Origin of the sequence: Streptomyces sp. NRRL S-455, assembly GCF_000717875.1 — a bacterium.
Classification (GTDB): domain Bacteria; phylum Actinomycetota; class Actinomycetes; order Streptomycetales; family Streptomycetaceae; genus Streptomyces.
In genome coordinates this window covers 610,759-629,835 of sequence record NZ_JOCT01000004.1, presented here as the reverse complement: position 1 = coordinate 629,835, position 19,077 = coordinate 610,759, and the positions used below count along the sequence as shown (strand labels likewise).

The 19,077-nt window shown below is 67.5% G+C and carries 23 protein-coding genes and 2 tRNA genes; 10 read left to right on the top strand and 15 right to left on the bottom strand.

Annotated features, from left to right (window positions below; genetic code table 11):
• Position 1: 1 nt before the first annotated feature.
• The 11 genes from IE97_RS0108575 to IE97_RS0108525 all read right to left on the bottom strand — a co-directional run bounded on the left by IE97_RS0108575 (position 2) and on the right by IE97_RS0108525 (position 6,606).
• Positions 2-751, bottom strand: a complete 750-nt coding sequence (locus IE97_RS0108575; RefSeq protein ID WP_030234036.1) for an SAM-dependent methyltransferase — start codon at positions 749-751, stop codon at positions 2-4.
• Between the two features lie 91 nt (positions 752-842).
• Positions 843-1,100 carry a hypothetical protein gene (locus IE97_RS0108570; RefSeq protein WP_030234033.1) on the bottom strand — a complete coding sequence of 86 codons (258 nt, stop codon included), beginning with the start codon at positions 1,098-1,100 and terminating at the stop codon, positions 843-845.
• A gap of 11 nt (positions 1,101-1,111) precedes the next feature.
• A complete protein-coding gene (locus tag IE97_RS0108565; RefSeq protein ID WP_030234030.1) occupies positions 1,112-1,555 on the bottom strand; it encodes a hypothetical protein in 444 nt (147 codons plus the stop codon).
• Between the two features lie 11 nt (positions 1,556-1,566).
• The gene (locus tag IE97_RS0108560) at positions 1,567-1,761 is read right to left on the bottom strand and encodes a hypothetical protein (protein ID WP_030234027.1); all 195 of its coding nucleotides are present in this window, start codon (positions 1,759-1,761) and stop codon (positions 1,567-1,569) included.
• Positions 1,758-2,033, bottom strand: coding sequence for a hypothetical protein (locus tag IE97_RS0108555; RefSeq protein WP_030234024.1), 276 nt, complete (start codon positions 2,031-2,033; stop codon positions 1,758-1,760). Before IE97_RS0108555 ends, IE97_RS0108560 begins: the two co-directional genes overlap by 4 nt.
• A 141-nt stretch (positions 2,034-2,174) precedes the next feature.
• Positions 2,175-4,352: a cell division protein FtsK gene (locus IE97_RS0108550; protein ID WP_030234021.1), complete on the bottom strand. Its 2,178-nt coding sequence runs from the start codon at positions 4,350-4,352 to the stop codon at positions 2,175-2,177.
• 77 nt (positions 4,353-4,429) lie between these two features.
• Positions 4,430-4,768: an RRQRL motif-containing zinc-binding protein gene (locus tag IE97_RS0108545; protein WP_030234018.1), complete on the bottom strand. Its 339-nt coding sequence runs from the start codon at positions 4,766-4,768 to the stop codon at positions 4,430-4,432.
• Positions 4,768-5,622, bottom strand: coding sequence for a hypothetical protein (locus IE97_RS0108540; RefSeq protein WP_030234015.1), 855 nt, complete (start codon positions 5,620-5,622; stop codon positions 4,768-4,770). The genes IE97_RS0108545 and IE97_RS0108540 overlap by 1 nt, the downstream gene beginning before the upstream one ends.
• Positions 5,619-5,897: a DUF6303 family protein gene (locus tag IE97_RS0108535; protein ID WP_030234012.1), complete on the bottom strand. Its 279-nt coding sequence runs from the start codon at positions 5,895-5,897 to the stop codon at positions 5,619-5,621. Before IE97_RS0108535 ends, IE97_RS0108540 begins: the two co-directional genes overlap by 4 nt.
• Positions 5,894-6,340, bottom strand: coding sequence for a Pycsar system effector family protein (locus IE97_RS0108530; RefSeq protein ID WP_030234010.1), 447 nt, complete (start codon positions 6,338-6,340; stop codon positions 5,894-5,896). Before IE97_RS0108530 ends, IE97_RS0108535 begins: the two co-directional genes overlap by 4 nt.
• Positions 6,337-6,606, bottom strand: coding sequence for a DUF6284 family protein (locus IE97_RS0108525; RefSeq protein ID WP_030234006.1), 270 nt, complete (start codon positions 6,604-6,606; stop codon positions 6,337-6,339). Before IE97_RS0108525 ends, IE97_RS0108530 begins: the two co-directional genes overlap by 4 nt.
• A gap of 694 nt (positions 6,607-7,300) precedes the next feature.
• On the opposite strand from IE97_RS0108525, the gene IE97_RS0108520 reads away from it, so the two are divergent.
• The gene (locus IE97_RS0108520; RefSeq protein WP_030234003.1) at positions 7,301-8,314 is read left to right on the top strand and encodes a helix-turn-helix domain-containing protein; all 1,014 of its coding nucleotides are present in this window, start codon (positions 7,301-7,303) and stop codon (positions 8,312-8,314) included.
• On the opposite strand, the gene IE97_RS0108515 is transcribed toward IE97_RS0108520, so the two are convergent.
• Positions 8,298-9,086 carry an NUDIX domain-containing protein gene (locus IE97_RS0108515; protein WP_078603133.1) on the bottom strand — a complete coding sequence of 263 codons (789 nt, stop codon included), beginning with the start codon at positions 9,084-9,086 and terminating at the stop codon, positions 8,298-8,300. The genes IE97_RS0108520 and IE97_RS0108515 overlap by 17 nt on opposite strands.
• Before the next feature lie 105 nt (positions 9,087-9,191).
• Complete coding sequence (locus IE97_RS40000; protein ID WP_078603132.1) at positions 9,192-10,244, bottom strand: Shedu anti-phage system protein SduA domain-containing protein; 1,053 nt, start codon at positions 10,242-10,244, stop codon at positions 9,192-9,194.
• A gap of 432 nt (positions 10,245-10,676) precedes the next feature.
• Here IE97_RS40000 and IE97_RS38295 point away from each other — a divergent pair, with 432 nt between their 5' ends.
• The 5 genes from IE97_RS38295 to IE97_RS0108485 all read left to right on the top strand — a co-directional run bounded on the left by IE97_RS38295 (position 10,677) and on the right by IE97_RS0108485 (position 15,722).
• Positions 10,677-11,027, top strand: coding sequence for an IS5/IS1182 family transposase (locus tag IE97_RS38295; RefSeq protein ID WP_051704879.1), 351 nt, complete (start codon positions 10,677-10,679; stop codon positions 11,025-11,027).
• Positions 11,028-11,335: 308 nt separating this feature from the next.
• Positions 11,336-12,448 (top strand): class I SAM-dependent methyltransferase, encoded by a 1,113-nt coding sequence (locus IE97_RS39995; RefSeq protein ID WP_158708257.1) that lies wholly within the window; start codon positions 11,336-11,338, stop codon positions 12,446-12,448.
• A 242-nt stretch (positions 12,449-12,690) separates the two neighbouring features.
• Positions 12,691-13,074 (top strand): hypothetical protein, encoded by a 384-nt coding sequence (locus IE97_RS41995; RefSeq protein ID WP_030233999.1) that lies wholly within the window; start codon positions 12,691-12,693, stop codon positions 13,072-13,074.
• Between the two features lie 757 nt (positions 13,075-13,831).
• Positions 13,832-15,259 (top strand): rifampin monooxygenase, encoded by a 1,428-nt coding sequence (gene rox / locus IE97_RS0108490; protein WP_030233997.1) that lies wholly within the window; start codon positions 13,832-13,834, stop codon positions 15,257-15,259.
• Positions 15,260-15,509: 250 nt separating this feature from the next.
• Positions 15,510-15,722, top strand: a complete 213-nt coding sequence (locus IE97_RS0108485; RefSeq protein WP_020275027.1) for a hypothetical protein — start codon at positions 15,510-15,512, stop codon at positions 15,720-15,722.
• Positions 15,723-15,841: 119 nt separating this feature from the next.
• On the opposite strand, the gene IE97_RS0108480 is transcribed toward IE97_RS0108485, so the two are convergent.
• Both IE97_RS0108480 and IE97_RS0108475 read right to left on the bottom strand, forming a co-directional pair.
• Positions 15,842-16,498 carry an SDR family oxidoreductase gene (locus tag IE97_RS0108480; protein WP_030233991.1) on the bottom strand — a complete coding sequence of 219 codons (657 nt, stop codon included), beginning with the start codon at positions 16,496-16,498 and terminating at the stop codon, positions 15,842-15,844.
• 79 nt (positions 16,499-16,577) lie between these two features.
• Positions 16,578-17,837 carry an amidohydrolase family protein gene (locus tag IE97_RS0108475; protein WP_030233988.1) on the bottom strand — a complete coding sequence of 420 codons (1,260 nt, stop codon included), beginning with the start codon at positions 17,835-17,837 and terminating at the stop codon, positions 16,578-16,580.
• 236 nt (positions 17,838-18,073) lie between these two features.
• On the opposite strand from IE97_RS0108475, the gene IE97_RS0108470 reads away from it, so the two are divergent.
• The 4 genes from IE97_RS0108470 to IE97_RS0108455 all read left to right on the top strand — a co-directional run bounded on the left by IE97_RS0108470 (position 18,074) and on the right by IE97_RS0108455 (position 19,071).
• A tRNA-Thr gene (locus IE97_RS0108470) sits at positions 18,074-18,146 on the top strand.
• 46 nt (positions 18,147-18,192) lie between these two features.
• Positions 18,193-18,265 (top strand) — tRNA-Met (locus IE97_RS0108465).
• Between the two features lie 89 nt (positions 18,266-18,354).
• Entirely contained in the window at positions 18,355-18,519 is a 165-nt protein-coding gene (gene rpmG, locus IE97_RS0108460; RefSeq protein WP_003948671.1) for a 50S ribosomal protein L33, read from the top strand.
• A 99-nt stretch (positions 18,520-18,618) separates the two neighbouring features.
• Complete coding sequence (locus tag IE97_RS0108455) at positions 18,619-19,071, top strand: MaoC family dehydratase N-terminal domain-containing protein (protein WP_030233985.1); 453 nt, start codon at positions 18,619-18,621, stop codon at positions 19,069-19,071.
• Positions 19,072-19,077: the final 6 nt, after the last annotated feature.

Below are 19,077 nucleotides of genomic sequence, written 5' to 3'. Positions count from 1 at the left end.
GTCACGCGGCCACCTCCAACGCGGGCGCGAGGGCGGCGAGGTAGGCGCGGCCGATCCACTCGGTGTAGGCGGGAGGGAGTGCCTCCCGCAGCCGAAGGTGGTCGGTGGACCAGTCGATGCCCTTGGCCGCGCGGATCTCGTCCACGGTGGCCTTACCGCCGCCCTTGCCGTACGCGGCGACGTAGGGGCCGTCGAAGTACTGGCCGTGTCGGTAGCCGCGCACGCGGCCCCGGTGCTGAGGGTGGAACGGCTGTAAGGCTGTCCAGCCGCCCAGTTCGAAGTAGCGGTGCATGATCACGGAAAGTCCGAACTGTTCGCCGCACAGGCGTATATCCTTGCGGACTTCCGAGCCGGCCACGTTCTCGATCACGTACGGCCGGCCGGTGGCCTCCAGCGCTTCGCGGGCGGGACCGATGAGGCGGGGATAGGTGCGACCGATCGCTGCGTTACGGGCCTTGTTCGTGCCCTTGGTCGGGGCGCCCTCGCCCTGGCAGGGCGGGGAGATGTGGATGAAGTCGAACTCGTGGCCGTGGGCGCGGATGAACTCGATGGCGTCGCCCTGGTGGAAGGCGTCGCCCCGGTAGTCGGGTTGGGGCTCGATGTCCACGCCGGTGATATGGCAGTAGGGGCCGAACGCGCGCCGGTATCCCTCGGTGCCGCCGCCGATGCAGCAGCACCCGTCCAGCACTCGGAAGGGCCGGGCCGGGGTGAGTAAGGCGAGCGCTCGCCGGATGTCGGTGGGTTGCGTCATGCTGGTAGGCCTCCAACAGGTCTGATGAGGACGGGTTGGACAAGGGCGGCCCCGGATCTTTGGCGAGATGAGGGGGCCGCCCTTGGCGTAGCTAGAAGGGCGGTTCGTCGCTGTAGTGGGACGGGGTGCGGCGGAACCAGTAGGGCAGGGGCAGCAGGACCCAGCGGCGGACGTCGTCCCAGCAGGTGCAGGGCTCCCAGTTGGTGCCGGCGTACTCGCCGGTCTCGGGGTCGCCGTAGTGGTGACCTATGCCGCCGTCACCGTCGCACCGCGGGCACTTCGGGTTGGGAGTGTCGGTCAGGACGAGGGCCCGGCGGGGCCAGTGGGTGAGCTGGACACGCAGTCGCATCACGGTCTCCCTCAGCTATGGAAGTGGTTGCGTTTGAAGACGGCTTTGCGGATGTTGAAGGTGTTGTCGCCCTTGTTGCTGCTCGCGGTGAACACCTGCACGGCGATCCAGCCGCCGAAGATGACGGCGGCGAGGGTGATGAGCTGGGTGACGAGTGCGGTCAGGGCGGTGATGAACGTGGTGAGCAGCAGCAGGCCGCCGCACACGGCGAGGAATCCGATGCCCCCGAGGGCGACGTTCACCGCCGCGCGGGAAACCGGCGGCTTGGCGGCGACCCGTTCGGGCTTCGCGGGCTCGACGGAGTAGCCGGTGACGATGCGGCCGTCGGGCAGGACGACGCTCGCCACGGTGGGGATGGTGCCTGGCTGCACGGGCACGATCGGGGTGGGGTGGTGGACTTCCACGGCGGCTGTCTCGTGCCTGGCCGGGCGGTTGTAGGCGGTGGGTTCGTTCACGGCGGGTCTCCTCAGTTGCCGAGGGCGGTCAGGGCGTCGGCGGATGCCTGCACGAGGTTGTGGATGGGCTCGTAGGCGCCGGTGCCAGCGGCGAAGAAGCCGAACAGGAACAGGACGATGGCGGCGCCGCCGCCGGCGGACTTGGTCTTGACGGCGAGGAAGGACGCGGCGCCGAACAGCAGCACGGCGGAGATGTTGAGCATCATCGGGTGCCTCCCGGGCGGGGGGTGTCGGTGCCGGCGCGGTAGATGCGCGCCCAGCGGTTGTAGAGCCAGCGGCCGGCGCGGATGCGCTTGCCGGTCGCCTTGCAGCGGCGGCAGTCCTTGCCGCGCTTGAGTCGCCCTTTGCGGTCGTGCTTGAGGGCGTGGCCCATGCCACGGCACTTGCGGCAGTCGCCGAACGGCGAGGCCGCACACAGCCCGCCGTAACCGACTGTGATGGCTATCAGGCAGGCGATAGTAAGGAGAGTGGGGGTCATCTGGGGCCCTCCGGGCGGGTTTTCGGGGGTTTCCGCAGGTGGGGTGCTATCCGCTAGTGGGCTGGTGGGAGCGGGTTTGGTGTGCTAGCGGGGGTGCTACCGGTAGCAGGCGTACCTGCTACCGGTAGCAGCGAGTGGGCGCTATGCGGCGCCCGGTTTTCCGTCACGCTCCGCAATCGCCTTGAGGAGGTCGGCGCGGACGATGCCGCGCCGTGTGGTGCGGGTTCCGTCGTCGGTGGTGCCGGCGACGTCGCGGGTGCGGATGCCGTGGGGCTTGAGGGCGGAGGTGACGTTCTCGCCCTTCCACCCGCCGTAGATCTCGGGGCGGAGTTCGGCGAGACGGGCGGCGATCCGCTCGTTCCACACCCGCTCCTCCTTCTCCGACACCACCGCGGCGACGTCGGCGAGCAGGTCGTAGGCCGGCCCGGTGGCCTGCTCAGGTGTCTCGCCGAGGGCGTAGCCGGACAGGAGTCCGGCCTTTTCGCGCACGGTGCGGGCGCGGGCGGCGATGGCTTCGGCGCCCGGTGCGTCCACGAACGCGGCGGAGACGATCCGGGCGTCGGCGCCCTCGCCGACGAAGTAGTGCAGGCCCTTGTCGCCCCAGGCGAACATGGTCGCGCGCACGCCGCGCTTGTAGCTCGAGGTGCCGAGGACCATGTCGTTCTCGGTCTGGCCCATGACCTTCAGGCACCAGCGGGCGCCGGCGTTCGCAGAGATGCCGGTGGGTAGGGACTTTGCGTCCGGGCGCTGGGTGGCCAGCAGCAGCACGATCCCGGTGGCCGGGCCGCGCTTGACCAGGTCGGTGGCGATTTCCTCGAACTCCTTGCCGTGTTCGGCGTGCTCGAAGAGGACTTGGCACTCATCCACGGCGATCACGATCGGGTGCAGGCCCAGGGAGCGCTTGTCGGCAAGGGCGCTGGTCACCTTGGACTCGGGGCAGATGTCCCGGGGAAGTGAGCGGATCACTTTGGTGCGGCGGCGGAGTTCCTCGCGCAGGGCGCGGAAGTCGTTCAGCGCGTACTGGATCGTCTCGTTTTCCTCGCCGACGCCGTGCCGGTGGGAGACCTTCTCGCCGACCGGGTCGAGGTCGCCGGTGCCCTTCATGTCGTAGCTGTGCAGCTCCGCACGCGGGTCAAGTGCGGCGATGAGCAGCAGCAGCCGCAACAGGAACGTCTTGCCCATGCGCGGGATGGCGCCGATGACACCGGCGATGAACATGAGCGTGACTTCAACCCAGCGTCCGCGCTGATCCGTGCCGTAGGGGACGGGCTTGAACAGGTCCACGGTGCCGGACTTCAGCAGCGGCCACGCGGGCTTCGGCGCGGACTTCAGGTCCTGGTCACCGACCCACAGCACCAGGCGCCCGGTGTGCTCATCGGAGACGGCCTCAGGCCACACACACCCCAGCGGCCGACGCAGACCCGACGCGAGCCGCTCCCTGCGTTCGATCACGTCGGTGACGGTCACGCCGAAGGGGAGATTTCCTTCCGCGCGCCAGCCGGGGCCGTCGCGGGTGATTGGGGCGGTGAACTCGAACCCGTCCCCACCCTTGGCCTGCGCCTGATTGATCGCCGGGATACCCAGCGAGCCGAGGGCCCGCAGCACGATGTCACTGGTGAGCTTGGACGCCTTGGGGACCTCCACCGCCCGGTGAATGACCGGGGCGTCGGCCTTGCGGCCGTTGACGCCCAACGCCAGCACCAGGGCGCCGACGGACAGCACTTGCAGCCAGTCCGGGGCCAGCACATACAGGGCGATGGCCAGGCCGAGACCGACGAACATGCCCAGCACCGCAACCAGGGTCCGCAGCCTCACGCGGCCGTCACGCTGCCGGGACAGCTTCAGGTACTCGGCCGCGTCCTCGCGGCGCACGGCCGCCAGGCGGACCGGTTCGCCCTCGCGGTCGGCCATCCACCGCATGGTGCCGCCCACGAACCGGGCCAGCCCCGTCGGGGCCTGCATGGTCAGGCGGGCGGCGTAGACCGGTGAGCGCAGGGTGTGGTAGCCGATGGTGTGCGCGTAGTGGCGGGCCACCCACGCCGACGCGGTCTTGAGTTCCGCCACCGACCGCAGCCACAGCGGGACGACCGGGCGCCGCTTGGCCGCAGCGAGCCGACCCAGGTATCCGGGCCCCGCCTTGGCCGTGCCGGGCTTGTCGACCATGACGGGCGTGGCCGGGTCGCCGGACTCGGCGTCGGTCGGAGCGGGTTCGCGGGCAGCACGGGCCTTGTCCAGGTCGACCACATCGGCCCCGCGGTCGGCTGCCATCTCGGCTTCCATCCGGTTGAACAGTTCGTTGTCGTCGTCGGGATGCTTCACTGAAGGTCCTTCCAGTGGGAGGGATGAGCGGGCCCGGTCGGCGCTGTGGAAGGTGAGCGGCCGGGCCCGTTACGTGATCAAGCTGCGCGCTGCGCGTCGGCATAGGCACAGGTCACGCACATGCCGAGCGAGGTGGGGATGACGTAGCCCGCATCTCGACCGCATTCGGGACAGGTGCGGCGGGCGGTGTTGGCCTTCTCCAGCGCCGCCCACTTCGCCGGCGTCATCGGCCGCACGGGCTTGGCGTCTTGGATGCGGTAGAGGTAGGCGACCAGCGGCTCCCGCCGTCGGCGTGGCCGTTCGAGTTGGGCGGCCACGTCCTGGCCGCCGGGGCGCAGACCTTGTGCGCGGAGTTGGCGGCGGGTGGCGTATCCGTCCGGGGCCACGCGCCACCGGTACACCGGCAGCGCCCCCATCAGGCCACGCGCTTCCAGGCGGCCCGCAGGCGGACCTCGGAGGCGGAGTGGCCAGCAGCGCGGAAGCGGGCGGCCATCTCGCGGTAGGACAGGGCTGGCGTCTCGCTGTGACGGATCTGGTCGACGAGGGTGTCAAGGGCCTCGTCGGTGAGGGCGGGTGCCGTCTCCAGCACGGGAACCGGCTCCGTGGGTCCCCACACGGGGAGTTCCCAGCGGGGCGTGACGCCGGGCGTGACGCGGCTCGTCACGCTGGTCAGCGCCCTGCCTGTGTCCTCACCCTGCCGCGTGGTCTCCAGCGTCGACCACGCCCGCGAGAGGGTTCGTGCGGTCTTGGCCTGGACGCGTGCGACGCGGGCGCCGGCACCCGTCACGGCCGTCAACCGGGTCTCCTCGGTGACCGCCTCGGCCCGCAGCCGGGCCCGGGCCACGGCCGCCTCGTCGCGGGCCTCCTGCTGGATACCTCGGATGGCGTCCAGCGCCCCGGGGGTGAGCGCGGTGCGCTCCCACAGCCCGTGCACCAGCCACAGCGCCTTTGCCGCGACGGGCAGCCACGCCACGGCCAGCCACGCGCCGGCCGATTCCTCGGTGGTGAGGGCGTGGGCTACCAGGACACCGGTTGCGACCAGGCCGAAGAACCAGCCCACGCCGGTCACGGCAGGGTTGTGGTCGCCCTGCGCGGCAAGGCGCCGTTCGTAGGCGAGGGTGGTCAGCCATCCGCCATCGATCCCGAGGCCGACGACCAGGGCGACCGGCCACGGCACCGACGTGCCGAGCCACATCATGACCACGGCCAGGGTGAGCACCATGGACACGGCCGTCATCGCGACGGCCGGCAGAACGGTCTTGGCGCTCATGGGGTGGCCCCTTCCTGCTCGCGCACGTCCACGGCCGCGATCAGGACGACCGGCGTGCCGGCGTCGCCGTGCTTCTGGCTGTCCTCAATCCAGGACCACTCGGCACCGGGCGCCACCTCGTAACCGAGGTAGGCCAGTGCCTCCCGGCGCTCCGCCACGGTGGGCACCTGGCCGGACTCCCACCGGACAGTCGGCCACTCGGTCTCGCTGTACAGGACGTCGGACAGGCGCCACGGCCCGCCATCGCTCGACATATGCGCGGTCAGCGTGTTCACAGCGCGCCACCCGCCGTGATCAAGGCCGCAAGGATGAGCAGCGCCCCGCCGGCGCAGGTCAGGTCGACCGCACGGCGCAGGCACGTGAACTTGGCGACTGCCAGCCGGGACAGTCCGGCGATGTCGGCAGCAAGGTCGGTCGCGACGGCGTCGGTGATCTCCTCAGCCGTGAGCGTGGCCCACAGCGGGAACCCGTGCCGGCCGCGCACGTTCGGCCGGGTCGAGTGCAGCAGCAGACCGGCCGCCGCGACCAGCAGCGCGATACCGGCCCCACCCGCGAGGTAGGCGGGCAGGTTCAGCGGCAGGTCCCGGGCGACCGTCCACGCGCCGGCGAGCACCGCGCCGACGAACGCCAGCAAGAGACCGGTCTTGGTGTCGGTCCGCGTGATCTCCGCCTTCACTTCCGCATGCGCTGCGGTCAGGCTCCGTGTGGTGGCGCTCATGCGGCACCCCCGGACAGGGTCGCGGCGTCAGTGCGGTTGGCCACGGCGAGACGCGCGGCCAGCGCCCGGCGGCGGGCCCGGCGGAGACGCCGGTTGTCCAGCTCGGTCGGGATGCGGTCCAGGGTGATGATCTGCGCGTCCAACAGGTCAACGTCCGCCAGGATGACGGGCATCTCCTGCTCGATCGCGTCCAGCTCAGCGTCCGTCGGCTCGGTCCAGTCGGCGAACGCGGTAACAGCGTCCTGAACAGTGACGATGTGGTTCATTGGGTCGTGTTGTCCTCTCACAGGTGAACGGCCCGAACCGTGCCCCCGGTGTTCGAGCACCGGGGGCACTTGCCGTTGAAGTCGGAACATCCGGCTCCCCTCAGCGCTGCTCGTACGAGACGAGCAGCGGAGGCAACCGGCCGCAGCAGGCGTAGAGGGCGCTGCGGAGGATTGAGCGCAGTCCGTTACCGCGCGATCCGTCTTTTCGACTCGGGGAGACGGGGCCCACCTATGCAGTTCTCAAGGAACGACCAGCTCAGGGCCCACCCGGAAGCGAGCCATCCCGAACCGACACGGCCGCGAAGGGCCGCTGTTTGCACACCGCAAATCGGGAGTGACCCTTCATCTGGTGCGCACCAGCAGATTGGCATCTGGTGCGCACCAGAGTCAAGGTGGTTCGCCGATTCGATCGGTGAACGCCCCTTGCGGTGCATCTCCAGGAGACAGTTCGAGGTGGGGGTGTCGGTAGCCAACAGGGCTTAACTCTCGGCCTGTTAACCCCTGTTGACCTGCGGCGATGTGAGGCACCATGGGAAAGGCAGTGATCGGAACTAACGCCGGGCGGTGGCCTGTGAGTTCAGGACTTCGGAGTGCGCGGACTGCGCGCGGCTGGTCTCAGGAGCGACTGGTTCGCGAGATCGAGCGGTATGCCCGCCAGCACGTCACTGACGTTGCCTCCACCGCGAGTTTGCGGGTGTACGTGTCCGAGTGGGAGAACGGCAAGCGCACCATCTCCGACCGCTATGCCGAGATCCTGCGACGCCTCCTCGGAGTCACGGACTCCGAGCTGAGAGGAGGTGTGGATGCCGGTGCCGTGCTGCCCGTGGTCGACGGCTACGACGAGCTGTTGAGCAGGATCGATTCAGCCAGCAGCGTCAGTGGGTCCATGGTGAAGGCGTTCAACGACCAGACCGAGGTGCTGCGCACCATGGACCGTCAGATGGGAGCGTCCGGCCTTGTGGACCAAATGACGGGCCACCTTGCCCGTCTGGAAGACGCGCTGAACTTCGCGGTGCTGCCCAGCACGCGTCGACCTGTGGCCCTTGCGCTTGCGGGGGCCTCGACCCTGGCGGCGTGGCAGGCGATCGACTCCGGTGCGGTCGAACGTGCTTGGCGGCACTACGAGACGGCGAAGCGGGCGGCACACGACGCTGAGGCCCCGATGTATCTGGCGCATGCCATGGCAGAGCAGGCCTACGTGCTGTGTGAGGCTGGTCGGCCGGCACTCGGCGTCGAGCTGGTTCGCGACGCGCAACGCACCCTGGGGCAGGCGGGATCGCCCCGTCTCCGGGCATGGCTACATGCCGCAGAGGCGGAGATATGCGCTCACGTGCCGGGAATGGCGGACGACAGCCGACGTGCGCTCGATGCTGCGATGGCGAGCATTCCGCCAGGCCCCGAAGACCGTGACCCGGACATGCTGAGCATCTTCCTCAACAGTGCCCACCTGACTCGGTGGCATGGCAACGTCTTGGCTCTGCTGGGCGACGAGGGCGCGGTGACGAGCCTCTATGACGCCCTGGAAGTCGTCGACCCGACGTTCGTGCGTGCGCAAGCCGGCCTGCATGCAGACCTGGTCCAAGCTCACTTGGTGCGAGCCGAGTATGACGACGCACATACTCACCTGCGCCAGGCGCGGTTGCTGGCGAGCCGCACCGGCTCGGTGCGGCAACGCCGTCGAGTCGACTTGCTCAGTGCGCGGCTGTGAGCCCCTTCTTGCCGCGATTCGCCAGGATGTGGAGCAGAGCTACAAGCGTCCCGGAGCCCATCAGCTCACCACGGGCCATGAGTCCCGGGATGTCGACCAAGGGGACCCACTCGATGTGGCCGGCCTCTTCAAGGTCAGTCGGCGAACCGACCTGCTCAGCCCCGTGACCCACGAAGATTTCGTGAGGCGAGTCGACCATGCCGACCATCGGCTGATAGGTGACGACGTGCTCAAGTGACTTCGGCCGCCAACCCGTCTCTTCCACGACTTCCCGAAGCGCCGTCTCGGCCGGGTCCTCGCCCTCGTCGACGATGCCGCCCGGGAGTTCCCAGCCGAACTGCTGCGGGACGAAGCGGTACCGCCACATCATCAACACGCGGTCCTGGTCGTCCAGCACCGCCGTAATGGCCACGTGGTGCAGCCTCACCACATGATGCTCGAACCGCTCCACGCCGGGCGGCTCGACATCCCAGAGCTGAAGCTTGACCCACCGATTGTCGTAGAGATCGCGTTCCCCGTGGATGCGCCAGGGCTCCAACCCGTCAGGAGCCTTGACGCTCACCCCGCCAGGTACCCGGTACGAACTACGGCCCCGAACCTCCAGAGCGCCCTCTGTCACGAGACGGGCGAGGACTTGCCGGAGTGCCGTTCGACCGATGCCGAGTTCTTCCGTCAGGGTGCGTTCCGAGGGGAACTTGTCACCGGGCGCGTACTGACCCGAGGCGAGCCGTTCGCGGAGCGTCTCGTAGACCTTGGTCGTCTTCGGTCCCATTCGCGGAACACTCTCCGTTCTGCAGTGGTGCGTACCAGCGTAGCGGGCAAGAGTCGCACCGCCCCGGTTGGTGAGAACCTCCGAACGCGACGAGTCATTCGACTATCACGCGGAGTCCAAGGAGTCCTCTTCGAATCGGAGCGCCATTTCCGCGCGGTCCAATAAATCCTCATAGGTCAGGACCTGAATCCGACTGAGATGAGAATTGAACGTGCGAATGATTTGATCTATTTGCTTCCTGCTGTAGTCCGGCACGTGTTTCGAATGGCCGATCACCACCGTTCCGCAGAGGCGACTCATGTCGTACTCGACGCCATGCTCGTTACGGAAAGCCTGCTCCATGGCGGCGCCTTGCTGATCGAGTTGTTTGATGTAGTTCATCAATTGGCCGACCGCCAGATGTACATCGTTTCCAACAACCTGGTGATTCCGGTGCTTCTTGACTAGGTCCTTGATGTTCGGACCTTTTAGTTCCACGACGTGGAGAGCCCCGGTCGCCTCAACGAGAGGGATGTCATACTCGTCGAGCATCGTGAGATTTCTTCGATGGGCGATGCCAACGTATTGACCACCGAAGATCCAGGTATGCCCTTCGAGGGCGCCCTGCATATCTCTTTCTGTGGTTCTTGGGTCGACGGCCCTTTGTTTGAGGTCTGCAAGGATTCCTCGCCTGCGAGCGATAACGGCGGCCTCAACGGCACTGAGGCCGGACGCGGACGCGGTAAGAGCCTTGACGACGGAGGCGAGATCCTCGTGCCCTGCCAAAGCTGCACCCAATGCTCCTGGGTCGAGATCACCGCTGTCCAAGAGCGAGAGTATTGTGGCGGATGCAGAGGCTGCGTCAATGAGGCGGTATTTACCTGCCGTGCTGAATGCTCCGGACAGGAAGGCTGCCAGCGTTTCGATCTCCCCGTTTTCGCAGTACCAGCGCGACTTGGGGTTCTCGAAGTCGAATTCATTAGAGCCGGGTATGCGTCCGAAGGACTCCAGGCTAAGTTGTTCGCTCCTGATCTCGCCAGTCAGTGGATTCCCGAAGCGGGAAATTGTGGCCTTCTTGAATACATCCCGACCATTCTTGATGGTTACATTTATCGCCCCAAAGCGTCCCTCTTCTTCGCTTGGAGCCAAACTCCAAGCAGTTACATCTTCTGTCGACATGAGCCCCCCAGGTGCATGGCGTACGGATCGAAAGGGTGACACACGTGACCGTGTGTTAGCTAGAGAAAGCCACGTCGTCTTAGGCGAATCGAACAAATGGCTGATTGCCTGAGACCGCGTTTGAGATCTGCCGTGTCCCGTCGCTGAGGCGCTGGTTGAACTCACCGTGAGCGGTGTTGGGGGTGGGTATCCGTCGGACCTGACGGATGAGCCGTGGGCGCTGGTGGAGCCGTTGCTTCTACGTGGTGCGAATCGGGTGTCGACTCGCAGTCCGTCCGTACTGCCGACACCGTCCCCGCTGCCACCAGGGCTTCGATGCGGGCAAGAAATTGAAGGGCCGCAAGCGGTTCACCGTCACCGACACCCTCGGCCTGCTCCTGTCCGTCCACGTCGTCGCGGCGAGCATGCAGGGTCACGACGGAGCGAAGCCCGTTGCTGTGGACCAGGCTCGATCACCCCGGCGTCAAGAAGGTCTGGGCCGACCAGGGCTTCGCCGGCCGCCTAGTCGAGTGGGCCGCTCAGATTCTCGGCCGAGACCTGGAGATCGTCCGCAAGGACCCCGACCAGCGCGGCTTCCAGGTCCAGCCCAGCCGGTGGGCAATGGAGCGCACCTTCTCGTGGCTCTCCGTCCACCGGCGCCTCGCCCGGGACTACGAGATCAGCCCGGCCCACTCCGAGACGATGATCCGATGGGCCATGATCGGCATCATGGTCCGCCGGCTCACCCGGGGCGGTGCTGCGACGCGCCCCGGCCCACGACCGCTTGTGCAGCAACCTTTGTAGACAGTCCGCCAGCCCCTCGCCGACGGCAGCCGTTGTCGGCGCTTCGCCCCAAATAGGCCCAGGTGCCGATCCGGCGCAGGTGCATGCTCTGCCGTTGGGGTGCAAGCTGGAAGAAGATCCAGCTGGAGTCGAATCGGCTGCGAGGGATGGAAATGTCTAGGTTGAATCCATCAACTCGAGAAAATTCCCTAAGTGCGAGCGATGTGGCCCAGCGGCAATTGGATACCTATAGGCACCTTTATCGAGAGGCCCCGTCACTCTCCGATACATTTCAGGTGAATAGTGCGGCGTTCGAATACTGTCGCCGAGTGAGGCACTTCTCCCTGATCATTCCATATACGATCGACCATAGAATCCTGGTCGAGAGGATATTTCTGAATGAAGGCATATTGTGGACTCTTTTGGGTGAGGGTCTAAGGCAGGATGCGCAAGAAGACTTCATCGTTGCGGCCAATGAGATAGCTCAGGAGGCATTGTCGGGCATCCAGTTGGCCGATATTGTTCCTATTGCTTTCTTGTCTCATGCCTTTCAGTGCAACGGGCGTGAGTGGACCCATAAAGGCATTGCCTTCATGGGTAGGATACGGGGTCGAGACACCGATCAGAAGTTGCTAAGCGTGAAGCGAACTCGCGCTCAGCTCATCGATATCGACACCCCTCTCGGTTCGGTCACTCCGTCTCAGAACGCGAAGGTTTTGAGTGTGGCGCAAGAGCACCTGGCAAGTAAAGAGAGGGGCCAGATTCCATTCCATGACAATGAAATATCCCAGAATGAGCTATATCGAGGCCGGTATCAATTTCATGACATGGTCATCAAGCCAGTCATGCGCGCTGCATCCAAATATGTGTGCGAGCAGAGTCTTGGTGATGTGGCCAGAGTGACTGACGAGGCCATACGGGAAGTTAATCCGCATTCGATAATTGATGTAGCATGCGGCGAGAATAGGCTATGTAATGCACTGGCAGAGAGGGGAGATATTCCAATCGTGGTCGGAAACGATGTGGCGTGGAGTCAGATCGAATTGATTCGGAAAACGCGCAGCTCGCCCCACCCTGCATCCTCGCTGCTTTATACGAACCACGACGCCACGGTTCTCCCTTTTGCTGACAAGACATTCTCCGTTGCCATCTGCAAGAATGTTTTGCATCACATGGCTTCAGCGGAGGCTGTGAGGGAATTGATTGGTGAGTGTGTCAGAATTGCCCATCGGGCGATAATTATCGAAGTTGCGGATCCAGCCGCCGAGCATTTGGGGAGTCGAATCATGCGCCACTACTATATTGACTTCCTCAGGGATGGAGCGGTCAAGTTCTATTCGAGACGGGAGCTTGAAGAGTTCACGGATAGAGATGAGCTTCGTGAGCGATTCCTCATGTCGACCGTTCAAGGCGTATATCAATTTGCCGTATTTGACTCTTAGGCCGTCCGGCAGATACCCGCCCCCAGAACCACTCACGCGGGGCTCAATGACCCCACCAGCCCCGGGATGCGGCAGATCTCAAACGCGGTCTGAGTGTCGCGCGCTGACTGAGGTGCGAAGCCCTGCGCTGGGGGCCGACTCGGCCTCTCTGAACCAGAGAGAGCGGGACAGGCAGTGCGGGCTCGGTTGTGAGGATGTGCGTTCGCCTGAATGCAGGTGTGCGCAGTTGCGATGATGTGGCCATGCCGACGCTCGGAACGCCTCTACCAGCTGCACTCATCCCCGACTGCACCGAACCGGAAGCTCACCACGCGGCCTACAGAAGCGCCAAGAACAACGACGCGATCTTCGTAGGCATCGCTCGTCAGGGCCGACGGTGGAAGGTGGAGCTTGACGCTATGTCCAGCAGCGGGCCCACCATCCCGGACGAAGCAGTGACAGTCTTGCGGTCAGCAGCTGAGGCTTTGGTACTCACCGACACGGTGACGCAGGCCAACATTGCGCCTGACTACATCTCCATGTGGGCGATCGAGACTGAGCAGAGGGCGCGCGAGATCGCGGCTGCGTTCCATGCCGCTCTGCACGGTCTCCGGCAGCTATACATCGCCGTTCCGAGCCGGCGCTGAAGGGCCTGGCCGGTAGCGTCTGGACGAGACGTGGACGGCTGAGGCTAAGTCTGCTCTCGCCTAACTCATCTGCGCTGGTCACAGCAGGTCAGAAAGCCTGTTCCTGAGTGGACTGTAAATCTGCCGGCTCAGCCTTCCCAGGTTCGAATCCCGGCGCCGCCACCCTGGGGAAGACCCCCTCGCATCTGCGGAGACGTAGACGCAAGGAGGTCTTCGTCTTTGTCGTCGACGGGCACCGCCCTGGCAAGTGATCCACATCACCTGACCTGACCGGGGTGTCGAGACGCCGCTGACAAGAACTCATCCCTTTCCGCGGATGAGCGGCCTGGGGATACAGAGCGACAGAGCGACTGCATTCTGCATAAGTGGGCACATGCCGTGGTCGAGCCGCGCGGTAATCCGCCGGGACGTTAACACTGCATGCCGCACCGCAATGCAATAACGCGGCGCCCCGGTGGATGTCACGCGCAGGCCGGTTGCGGGCCCCATCCCGCTCGGCGCGCATGCCCACTCCGAGCAGATGTCATCGCAGCTCAGGGGCCTGATCTGAGGTCGACCACGGCGGCGGATCCTTCCGCGGCGGATGCGCGTAACCCCAGGGAAATAAGCGTCCAAGACCTGACGCAAAAAGAAAGGCAAGGAACTCTCTCCTTGCCACTCTCAACTTATAGCACGAGGGGGGCCTTGCGGCAAGCCCCCCCCTCGTCCCGCAGAATCACCGGCCGAAGCGGAAATTCGCGGGGATTTGGGGGATGAGATGTTCGACGTGATCGTGGTCGGCGGGGGACCCACCGGCATGATGCTGGCCGGCGAGCTTCGGCTGCGCGGTGTGCGGGTGGCCGTGCTGGAGAGGCTGGCGGAGCCGACCGGGCAGTCCCGCGCGCTCGGCATCCATGTGCGCAGCATCGAGCTGATGGACCAGCGCGGTCTGCTGGAGCGTTTCCTCTCACACGGCAAGAAGTACGAGACCGGCGGGTTCTTCGCCGCCCTGGGCACGTCGTGGCCCAGCCGGATGGACACCGCGCATTCCTACGTCCTCGGCATCCCGCAGAGCACCACCGAGCGGCTGCTGACCGAGCACGCCACCGAGCTCGGCACCGAGATCCGGCGCGGCTGCGAGCTGGTCGGGCTGGGCCAGGACGAAGACGGTGTGACCGCCGAGCTGGCCGACGGCACGCGGCTGCGCTCGCGCTACCTCGTCGGCTGCGACGGCGGCCGCAGCACCGTGCGCAAGCTGATCGGCGTGGACTTCCCCGGTGAGCCCGCCAGGATCGAGACGCTGCTGGGCGAGATGGAGCTGGCCACGCCGCCGGAGGAACTGGCGGCCATCACGGCCGAGGTGCGCAAGACCGAGTGGCGGTTCGGCTCCATGCCGCTCGGGGAGGGACGGTACCGCGTCATCGTGCCCGCCGAGGGGCTGGCCGAGGACCGTTCGGTCCCGCCGACCCTCGAGGAGTTCAAGGAGCGGCTGCGGCACTTCGCCGGCACGGACTTCGGTGTGCACTCGCCGCGCTGGCTGTCCCGGTTCGGCGACGCCACCCGGCTGGCCGAGCACTACCGCGTCGGCCGCGTCCTGCTGGCCGGCGACGCGGCGCACATCCACCCGCCGACCGGCGGACAGGGCCTCAACCTCGGTATCCAGGACGCGTTCAACCTCGGCTGGAAACTCGCCGCCGAGGTGCGCGGCTGGGCACCGGAGGGCCTGCTGGACAGCTACCACTCCGAACGGCGCCCGGTCGCCGCCGCCGTGCTGGACAACACCCGTGCGCAGACCGAACTGCTGCGCTCCGAACCAGGGCCGCGGGCCGTGCGCCGACTGGTCGGGGAGCTGATGGACTTCGAGGAGGTGAACCGGTACCTGATCGAGAAGATCACCGCGATCGCGGTCCGCTACGACTTCGGTGAGGGCCACGAACTTCTCGGCCGGCGCCTGCGGGACGTGCCTCTGAAGCGGGGGCGCCTCTACGAGCTGATGCGCACCGGCCGCGGGGTGCTGCTCGACCAGACCGGCCGGCTGTCGGTGGCCGGCTGGGCGGATCGGGTCGACCACGTCGTCGACGTCAGCGAGGAACTCGACGTGCCCGCGGTGCTCCTGCGGCCCGACGGCCATGTGGCCTGGGTCGGCGAGAACCAGCAGGAGTTGCTCAGCCGCCTGCCGAGGTGGTTCGGCACGGCAACCGGCTGAGCCCGGTGTGGTCCCCCGGCCTGGAGGCCGGGACGTCGCGAGGGGGGGCGGGAATTCATCAGGCCGTCGAGCTTCGGCAACTGACGTCACGTCACAGTGGGCGGTCGTCATCTGCGCCAGGACTCACCGGCCACCGCACTGGCCGTCGACGTACCGATGGGGACCTCGTGAGTACCGATGGGGACCTCGTGAGCGGCAGGAGGAGGACAGGGGCGGCATGCCCGGGCCGCTCGCGCGGCACACTGGCTCCATGTCCTCCCGCCGCAGAACCTGCCCCGAGTGCCGCCGCGAGATCGCCGTCGTCGCCGGGCGGTACGCGCGCCACGACCCGCCCGGCGCACGGGAGCACGGCGAACTCACCTCATGCCCGGGCTCGCGCCGCCAGGCCAGGCCCGGCCCGGAGCAGCCGTCCCTCGACGGCTACGCGGTACCGGACTTCCCGGGCCAACTGCCCTTGTTCTAGGCCGCTCCCGGCGCCCGGACATCCATCCATGCCACCAGCCCGGGCGCTGAACCGCTGCACATGCCGGCGGTCTCCAGTCGCACGAGGGGATGCCCGGCGTGCGCCCGCCTCCGGCATGCTCAGTTGCCCGCCACCGACTTCACGGCCACGGGCACCGGCGCGGGTCCGCTGATCAGCTCGAGAGTGAGCCCGGCCGTCGCGGGGGTGTCCACCAGCTCCGCCAGTACGGCGGCCACGTCGTCGCGCGGGATCGGGCCGCGGCCCGTGTGCGCCTCCAGGCGTACGAGGCCGGTGCCTGCGTCGTCGGTGAGCTGGCCGGGGCGCAGGATCGTCCAGTCGAGGGCGTTCAGGCCACGCACGTAAGCGTCCGCCTCGCCCTTGGCGCGCAGGTACGCGTCGAAGACCTCGTCGCCCTCGTGCCGCGGGTCGGCGCCCATGGACGACACGACCACGAAGCGCTGTACGCCCGCCTCCACCGCCGCGTCCGCGAAGAGGATCGCCGCGGCCTTGTCCACCGTCTCCTTGCGGGCCACCCCGCTGCCCGGACCCGCGCCGGCCGCGAACACCGCCGCGTCGGCACCCCGCAGCCGTTCCGCGACCTCGTCCACGGACGCCGACTCCAGGTCGAGCACGACCGGTTCGGCACCGGCCTCCCGCAGATCGTCGGCCTGTTCGGCCTTACGGATGATCCCCGCTACCTCGTCTCCGCGCGCGGCGAGCAGCCGCTCCAGCCGCAACGCGATCTGACCATGACCACCAGCGATGACAATGCGCATGCTTTCGACCGTACGCCCGGACGCCCCCATCCGCCGCACGACGCCGGCCCCGCCCCCGAAGCCCCACCGTCCGACGGCGTCATGACATTTCCCCCCGCCCCTGTCGCGGCAGCCCCAGCTCCACCGAGGTGGCCGAACTGCAGTACTCCCGCACCGCGCTGGTCCGCGCCACCACGCGCCCCTGGTGCACCACCACCCGGCTGTACCCCAGCGACAGCGCCCCGGCCAGCCGGTCCCCGCGCACCGCGAGCAGCTCAGCCGGGAAGCCCGCCTCCACCCGTACCTCGGGCAGCCCCAGCACCGCCCGCGCCGACCCGCTGACCGCGTCGTACGCCTCCTCCGGGGACAGCCCGTTGCGCGAGGCCAGCAGGAACGCCGCCTCCAGCGGGTCGCCGCGCCCCACCGGGTTCGACACGTCCCGCAGCGCCCCGCTTCCGGCGGCCACCCGGACCCCGGCCGCGCGCAGCAGCCGCACGGGAGCCGCACCCCGCCGGTCCACACCACCGCAGCCCCCCTGCGGCAGGCACACCACCGCCACCCCGGCCGCCGCGAGCTGGTCCGCGATGCGCGAGGCCACCTCGGAAGGCAGCCGGCCGAGATCACCGCACGGGCTGAGGGTCACTCCGGAACGCAGCCCGCCCGCCATCGCCGCGAGCCGGGCCAGCCGTGCCGGATCCCCGGCGTCCGTGTGCAGGTCGACCGGACAGCCGTGCTCGGAGGCCACCTCCAGGACCGCCTCCACGTATCCCGTCGGATCCGGGTCGAGATCCGGCCGGCCGCCCACGACCGAGGCGCCCATCTTCACCGCGTCCCGCAGCATCGCCAGCCCGTCCGCCCCGGCCACCCCGGTCAGCACCCGGGGCATCGCCGCCGTGGTCAGCTCGGCCAGCCCCCGCAGCGCCCGCCGGGCCTGCAGCACGGCCTCCAGCGCGCTCAGTCCCTGGACGTCCCCCACACGCACGTGGGCCCGCACCGCCGTCGCGCCGTGCCCGAGCTGGAGCAGCGCTGCCTCGGTCGCCCGGCGCTGGACGTCCCGGGGCTCGTGGGAAACCGGCCCCTCCAGGTCGGCCGACAGGGCCGTGTCGGCGTGGGAGTGCGGCTCGGCCGGGGCCGGCAGCAGCAGATAGCCGCCGAGATCCAGCCGCGCCCCGCCCGAGCGTGTGCCGCCCGTGGCCAGGCTGCCGGCCGTGCCGACCGCCTCGATACGTCCGCCGCTCAACCGGACGTCCACGGTCCGGCCGTCGGTGAGCCGCGCCCCGCACAGCAGCAGCGACGACGGGTCGGCCGGACCCGGGGCGGGCGAGGGGGGTGGCGGTGGCTGCGGCTGGCTGTCGGGCATCGCGCTCCAGAGGCTCGGGCTGCGCATGCGAGGACGCATGATCACTCAGAGTGAGTCGAGCCTAGGACGGCCGTACGCCGGTGTCGGGGAGGAGCGCAATAGTCGTACCGGTGTGGTCCGCCGCGTTGAACGTGACACGGACGAGGCGGCTGGGAGGACGGTCCATGCGTCCGGGGCGGGTGCCTCGAAACGGATTTGGGCGAACGGCGGCGGAGCGTGTAATGTCTTCATCGCTCGCCCCAATAGCTCAGTCGGCAGAGCGTCTCCATGGTAAGGAGAAGGTCAACGGTTCGATTCCGTTTTGGGGCTCTGGTGTGAACGGTTCCCGTCGCGAGACGGGGTCCGATCGCATCGCAGCGGTGTAGCTCAGTCGGTAGAGCAAGCGGCTCATAATCGCTGTGTCACCGGTTCAAGTCCGGTCACCGCTACTGACAGTAGCCGATTGCGGGGTCGGTCCTTCGATCGGCTACTCTTTCTTGCGTTAAACCATTCCATCCGTTCGTCAAGGAGCACTCACGTGGCTGCCACCGACGTCCGCCCGAAGATCACGCTGGCCTGCGTGGAGTGCAAGGAGCGGAACTACATCACCAAGAAGAACCGGCGTAACAACCCGGACCGTCTTGAGATGAAGAAGCACTGCCCGCGTTGCAATGCGCACACCGCGCACCGCGAGACGCGATAAATCAGGCTCGTACGCGAGGCCGTCCCCGAGTGTCGGGGGCGGCCTCGCGTCGTTGAGTCACCCGTACCGTTCAGTAGCGCAATCAGGAGGTGCCGGGCCATGGCGCTCGACCAGTCCTTCGTGGGGCGGACGTATCCGCCCACCGAGCCCTACGAGGTGGGCCGGGAGAAGATCCGTGAGTTCGCCGAAGCGGTCGGGGACACCAACCCGGCGTACACGGACGCGGAGGCCGCCAAGGCGCTCGGCCACCCCGACGTGATCGCTCCGCCGACCTTTGTCTTCTCGATCACATTCAAGGCCGCCGGGCAGGTCGTCCAGGACCCGCAGCTCGGTCTGGACTACAGCCGGGTGGTGCACGGCGACCAGAAGTTCGCCTACCGCCGCCCCGTCCGCGCCGGCGACCGGCTCACGGTCACCTCGACCATCGAGGCCGTCAAGTCCCTCGCGGGCAACGACATCCTGGACATCCGTGGTGAGGTGCACGACGAGGCCGGCGAGCACGTCGTGACCGCCTGGACCAAGCTCGTGGCCCGCGCGGCCGAGGAGGCGTGAGCGATC

What these genes read in the sequence shown, in the direction of transcription:
- IE97_RS0108475 (WP_030233988.1), bottom strand. Translation starts at nt 17,837, where the DNA reads ATGCCCGACAGCCAGCCGCAGCCACCGCCACCCCCCTCGCCCGCCCCG.
- IE97_RS0108530 (WP_030234010.1), bottom strand. Translation starts at nt 6,340, where the DNA reads ATGAGCGCCACCACACGGAGCCTGACCGCAGCGCATGCGGAAGTGAAG.
- IE97_RS41995 (WP_030233999.1), top strand. Translation starts at nt 12,691, where the DNA reads ATGCCGACGCTCGGAACGCCTCTACCAGCTGCACTCATCCCCGACTGC.
- IE97_RS0108525 (WP_030234006.1), bottom strand. Translation starts at nt 6,606, where the DNA reads ATGAACCACATCGTCACTGTTCAGGACGCTGTTACCGCGTTCGCCGAC.
- IE97_RS0108555 (WP_030234024.1), bottom strand. Translation starts at nt 2,033, where the DNA reads ATGACCCCCACTCTCCTTACTATCGCCTGCCTGATAGCCATCACAGTC.
- rox (WP_030233997.1), top strand. Translation starts at nt 13,832, where the DNA reads ATGTTCGACGTGATCGTGGTCGGCGGGGGACCCACCGGCATGATGCTG.
- IE97_RS40000 (WP_078603132.1), bottom strand. Translation starts at nt 10,244, where the DNA reads ATGTCGACAGAAGATGTAACTGCTTGGAGTTTGGCTCCAAGCGAAGAA.
- IE97_RS0108560 (WP_030234027.1), bottom strand. Translation starts at nt 1,761, where the DNA reads ATGATGCTCAACATCTCCGCCGTGCTGCTGTTCGGCGCCGCGTCCTTC.
- IE97_RS0108545 (WP_030234018.1), bottom strand. Translation starts at nt 4,768, where the DNA reads ATGGGGGCGCTGCCGGTGTACCGGTGGCGCGTGGCCCCGGACGGATAC.
- IE97_RS0108515 (WP_078603133.1), bottom strand. Translation starts at nt 9,086, where the DNA reads ATGGGACCGAAGACGACCAAGGTCTACGAGACGCTCCGCGAACGGCTC.
- IE97_RS0108570 (WP_030234033.1), bottom strand. Translation starts at nt 1,100, where the DNA reads ATGCGACTGCGTGTCCAGCTCACCCACTGGCCCCGCCGGGCCCTCGTC.
- IE97_RS0108540 (WP_030234015.1), bottom strand. Translation starts at nt 5,622, where the DNA reads ATGAGCGCCAAGACCGTTCTGCCGGCCGTCGCGATGACGGCCGTGTCC.
- IE97_RS0108455 (WP_030233985.1), top strand. Translation starts at nt 18,619, where the DNA reads ATGGCGCTCGACCAGTCCTTCGTGGGGCGGACGTATCCGCCCACCGAG.
- IE97_RS0108485 (WP_020275027.1), top strand. Translation starts at nt 15,510, where the DNA reads ATGTCCTCCCGCCGCAGAACCTGCCCCGAGTGCCGCCGCGAGATCGCC.
- IE97_RS0108575 (WP_030234036.1), bottom strand. Translation starts at nt 751, where the DNA reads ATGACGCAACCCACCGACATCCGGCGAGCGCTCGCCTTACTCACCCCG.
- IE97_RS0108480 (WP_030233991.1), bottom strand. Translation starts at nt 16,498, where the DNA reads ATGCGCATTGTCATCGCTGGTGGTCATGGTCAGATCGCGTTGCGGCTG.